The organism is Mesorhizobium sp. M7A.F.Ca.CA.004.12.1.1, from assembly GCF_003997835.1.
In the GTDB taxonomy this organism is placed as follows: Bacteria; Pseudomonadota; Alphaproteobacteria; order Rhizobiales; family Rhizobiaceae; genus Mesorhizobium.
On record NZ_RZRK01000579.1, the window covers coordinates 1 to 3,977 of the forward strand.

Genomic DNA, 3,977 nt, shown 5'->3' on the forward strand with positions numbered 1-3,977 from the left:
CTTATAAGCCTTGTGCCGATACATCCGCGCGCCGGGGAGCCGTGGCTGGATGTCATCAGCAAACGGAGATTCTCATGCGTATCCAATCCTTGGCGCCGATGCTTTCGGCACTGGCCATCTCGGTGTCCTTCCTTACGGCAGCGCCGGCCCTGGCGGAGACGGTGAAGCTGAAAGCGACGCTCGACGGCGCCCAGCAGAACCCGCCGGTGACCACGAAAGGCAAGGGCACCGCAGCTCTTACCTTCGACACGGCCACGAAGAAACTCAGCTGGAACGTCAAATATTCCGGGCTGAGCGGGCCGGCGACCGCCGGGCATATTCACGGCCCAGCCGCGATGGGTGAAAACGCCGGGGTGGCGATCCCGTTCAAGGGCAAGCTCAAGAGCCCGATCAAGGGATCGGCCGTGCTGACCGACGCGCAGGCCGCCGACCTGATGGGCGGCAAGGACTATGTCAACGTGCACACGGCAGCCAACAAGGACGGCGAAATCCGCGGACAGATCGAGACCGCCAAGTAGCGCAAGCCGCATGACAAAAAGGGGCGGGCGACCGCCTCTTTTTTTGTTTGGACTACGCCTTGTCGCGTATCTGCGTCATCGTCTTCGTCGGCGTGATCGCTTCGGGGTCGAGGCGGATTTCCACGATCGCCGGCTTGCCGCTGGCGCGGGCACGTTCGAAGGCGGGAGCGAAATCGGCGGTCTTGTCGACCGTTTCGCCCTGGCCGCCATAGGCGCGGGCCAAGGCCGCGAAATCGGGGTTCTTGAGATCGGTGGCGACGACGCGGCCGGGATATTCGCGCTCCTGGTGCATGCGGATGGTGCCGTAGATGCCGTTGTTGACGACGACCACAATGATAGGCAGGTCATACTGCACGGCGGTGGCGAATTCCTGCCCGTTCATCAGGAAGCAGCCGTCGCCGGCGAAAGCGACCACGGTGCGCTCCGGGAACAGCTCCTTGGCGGCGACGGCCGCAGGCGTGCCATAGCCCATCGAGCCTGACGTCGGCGCACCTTGAGTGGCGAAGCGGCGGAAGCGGTGGAAACGATGCACCCAGGTGGCGTAGTTGCCGGCGCCGTTGGTGAGGATGGCGTCGTCGGGCAACATCTTTTCGAGGTAGTTCATGATCGGGCCCATCTGGACCGAGCCGGGGCCGCCTTCCGGTGGCGTCGACCAGTCCAGATAGGCGGCATGCAGCTTTGGCGTCTCGGCTGCCCAAGTCGGCTCCGAGGCCGGTTTGCGCTTGGCGAAAGCTTCGATGAAGGCGGACGGCGAGGCGTTGATCGCCAGTGTCGGGCGGTAGACGCGGCCGAGCTCGCCGGCGTCGGCATGGACATGCACCAGCGTCTGGTCGGGATAGGGGCTTTTCAGCAGCGTGTAGTCGGACGAGGGCATTTCGCCCATGCGGCCGCCGATCAGCAGCACGAGATCGGCCTGCTTGATCGCTGTGGCCAGCTTCGGGTTGATGCCGATGCCGACATCGCCGGCATAGTTCGGATGCAGATGATCGAACAGCATCTGGCGGCGGAAGGAGCAGCCGACCGGCAGCGACCAAGCCTCGGCGATCGTGCGCATTTGTGCAACCGCCTCGGCGTCCCAGCGCGTGCCGCCGAGGATGACGAACGGCCGCTTGGCCTTGGCCAGCAGCTTTTCCAGCGCATCGAGCTCCGCTTCGCCCGGCCGTGTCTCAACCGGCGTGTGCGGCAAGGCGATGGCCGCTTCGACGATACTGGTCAGCATGTCTTCGGGCAGCGAGATCACCACCGGGCCGGGACGGCCCGATGTCGCCACCGCGAAAGCGCGGGTGACGAATTCGGGGATGCGCGAGGCGTCGTCGATCTCGACCACCCATTTGGCGATGTCGCCGAAGAACCTCTTATAGTCCACCTCCTGGAACGCTTCGCGCTCCTTGGCGTGGCTGGCGACCTGGCCGATGAACAGGATGACGGGTATCGAATCCTGCATGGCGATGTGGATGCCGGCCGAGGCGTTGGTGGCGCCGGGGCCGCGGGTGACGAAGCAGATGCCGGGCTTGCCGGTCAGGCGGCCATGGCAATCGGCCATCATGGCGGCACCGCCTTCCTGGCGGCAGACGATGGTGCGGATCGCAGAGTCGTGCAGCGCGTCGAGCACTGCCAGATAGGATTCACCCGGCACGCAATAGATGCGGTCGGTGCCGTTGGCTTCGAGCGCGTCGACGATGAGTTGTCCGCCGGTCTTCATTGTCCAGACTTCTCCAGTTCGGCAAGGATTTCTTGCGTGTGCTCGCCCAGGCGTGGCGAGGGGCGCTCATAGACCAGCGGCGTGCCGGACATCACCATCGGCGCACGCACCGAAGGCAGAAGATTGCCATGGCCGTCGTCGAGATCGAGCCGCATGCCGCGCGCGATCGTCTGCGGATCGGCAAACATCTGGCCGATCGTGTTGATCGGGCTCGCCGGCACGCCGGCCGCTTCCAGCTTGGCCAGCAGCGGATCGCGGTCAAAAATCTTCAGCGCCTCGATCATGCGCTCGCGCAACTTGACCCGGTTGGCGACCCGGGCGGGATTGGTGGCGAAGTCGGGATTGGCAGGCAGGTCGTCCAGTCCGACAGCGGCGCAGAATTTGGCGAACTGGCCGTCATTGCCGACCGCCAGGATGATGTGCCCGTCCCGGACCGGCACCACCTCATACGGGGCGATGTTCATATGCGCATTGCCCATCTGCACCGGCGATTGGCCGGAGACGAGATAGTTCAAATTCTGGTTGCCGAGCGCCGAGATCTGGGTGTCGAAAAGCGCCATGTCGACGTGCTGGCCTTCGCCGGTCTGCTCGGCATGGCGCAATGCTGCCTGGATGGCGATGACCGAATAAAGGCCGGTGAAGATGTCGGAGATGGCGACGCCCGCTTTTTGCGGCTCGCGGCCGACCTCGCCGGTGATCGACATCATGCCGGCCATGGCCTGGATGATGAAGTCGTAGCCGGCGCGCGGCGCATAGGGTCCGTCCTGACCGAAGCCGGTGATCGAGCAATAGACGAGGCGCGGGTTGATCTGGCGCAGGCTGTCATAGTCGAGGCCGTATTTCTTCAAGCCGCCGAGCTTGAAGTTCTCGATCAGCACGTCCGAGGTGGCGACCAGCCGGCGCACGGTCTCCGCGCCTTCCGGCGTCGAGAAATCGATGGCGATGGAGCGCTTGCCGCGATTGCAGGAATGGTAATAGGCGGCCGACAGGTTCTCGCCGTCCTTGCCCATGACGAAGGGCGGGCCCCATTTGCGGGTGTCGTCGCCGCCATCGGGGCTCTCGACCTTGATGACATCGGCGCCGAGATCGGCGAGCAACTGCCCGGCCCATGGCCCGGCAAGGATGCGGGCGAGTTCGACGACGCGGACGCCTTTCAGCGGGGGCTCAGCCATGAATCACCGTGATTGCCGCAATCACCGTGATTGCTGCGAAACCAGAGCCTCTATCAAGCCCTGCAACGGCTGTCACGGCTCTTGCAATGGGCCAATCCGTCACGCTTTGAGGACTTCGTCGGCCCAAATGGCGAAATCATCCATGATGATGTCGCGATTCACCTCGTTCAGGCTTTCGTGGCGGGTGTCGGCGTAAACCTTTGAAACCAGATTCGAAAAGCCCATGGCGCGCATGCGGCTGGCAAGATGCGTGATCCCTTTGCCATAATCCGAGGCGGGATCCCTTTCGCCGCCGACGATGCTGATGGGCAGGTCGCGTCGGATACCGGCAAAGCCGGCATCCTTGCCGCCGTTCAGCGCCATGCCGACGACGTCGCGCCACATCGACACCGAAGCATCCCAGCCGCAGAGCGGATCGGCGATGTATTTCGCCACTTCCGCCTCGTCGCGCGACAGCCAGTCGAACAATGTGCGGTGGTTGGGCACCGCCTTGCCCCAAGCCTGGAAGGTGAGCTTCGGCAGCAGACGCGATGGCACGTCGGAGCCGAGCCGCATTCTCTCCCAGGCAAGGACGCCCAGCGCCAC

4 protein-coding genes are annotated in these 3,977 nt (G+C 64.3%); 1 reads left to right on the forward strand and 3 read right to left on the reverse strand.

Going from position 1 to position 3,977, the window contains the following annotated elements; translation table 11 throughout:
- Positions 1 to 74: 74 nt before the first annotated feature.
- Complete coding sequence (locus EN984_RS25420) at positions 75 to 518, forward strand: CHRD domain-containing protein (protein WP_127271887.1); 444 nt, start codon at positions 75 to 77, stop codon at positions 516 to 518.
- A gap of 52 nt (positions 519 to 570) precedes the next feature.
- On the opposite strand, the gene EN984_RS25425 is transcribed toward EN984_RS25420, so the two are convergent.
- The 3 genes from EN984_RS25425 to EN984_RS25435 all read right to left on the reverse strand — a co-directional run.
- Positions 571 to 2,220, reverse strand: coding sequence for a thiamine pyrophosphate-binding protein (locus EN984_RS25425; RefSeq protein ID WP_127384031.1), 1,650 nt, complete (start codon positions 2,218 to 2,220; stop codon positions 571 to 573).
- Positions 2,217 to 3,392 carry a CaiB/BaiF CoA-transferase family protein gene (locus EN984_RS25430; RefSeq protein WP_127272545.1) on the reverse strand — a complete coding sequence of 392 codons (1,176 nt, stop codon included), beginning with the start codon at positions 3,390 to 3,392 and terminating at the stop codon, positions 2,217 to 2,219. Before EN984_RS25430 ends, EN984_RS25425 begins: the two co-directional genes overlap by 4 nt.
- Before the next feature lie 99 nt (positions 3,393 to 3,491).
- On the reverse strand, positions 3,492 to 3,977 hold a 486-nt coding region (locus tag EN984_RS25435), incomplete at its 5' end, for an alpha/beta hydrolase (protein WP_164765638.1).